Annotated in this window: 1 protein-coding gene; it reads left to right on the top strand. The window is 64.5% G+C overall.

The genetic code is table 11. The features are described from left to right. The coding region (locus tag HY30_RS18205) for an IS66 family transposase (RefSeq protein WP_034744479.1) at nucleotides 1-569 on the top strand (569 nt) is incomplete at both ends.

Raw genomic sequence — 569 nt, forward strand, 5'->3', positions numbered from 1 at the left:
GGCGCCTGCTGGTGGCTGGAAGCTCTGCATGAAAAACTCTGCGCGGAGGTGTTCGCTTCGGATCATTTGTTCGCCGATGACACGCCCGTTCCTGTGCTTGATCCGGGCCGGGGAAAGACCAAGACCGGAAGGCTCTGGGTCTATGCCCGGGAGCAACGCGGCTGGGGCGGGGCAGACCCGCCCGCTGCAGTGTTCCTGTTCGCTCCGGACCGGAAAGCGGAGCGCCCGATTGCCCATCTCCGTGACTTCAAAGGCGTCCTTCATGTCGATGGGTATGCCGGGTTCGAGCAAGTTGCCGCCCGCCCGGATGTGACGCTCGCAGCCTGTTGGGCGCACACACGGCGAAAGTTCTATGACGTGGCTCAAGCAACCGGGTCGCCCATTGCTGAAGAGGCCCTCCGCCGTATCGCCGACCTCTATGCAGTCGAGGCGGACGTCCGCGGAAAAGCCCCGGCATGGCGGCTTGCGGCACGCCGCAAAATGTCCGCTCCGCGTGTTGAAAATCTGCGTCTCTGGCTCGAAAGCCAGCTGGCGCAGGTGCCCGCCCGGAGCACGCTTGCTGACGCCAT

This window comes from Hyphomonas chukchiensis (assembly GCF_000682695.1).
In the GTDB taxonomy this organism is placed as follows: domain Bacteria; phylum Pseudomonadota; class Alphaproteobacteria; order Caulobacterales; family Hyphomonadaceae; genus Hyphomonas; species Hyphomonas chukchiensis.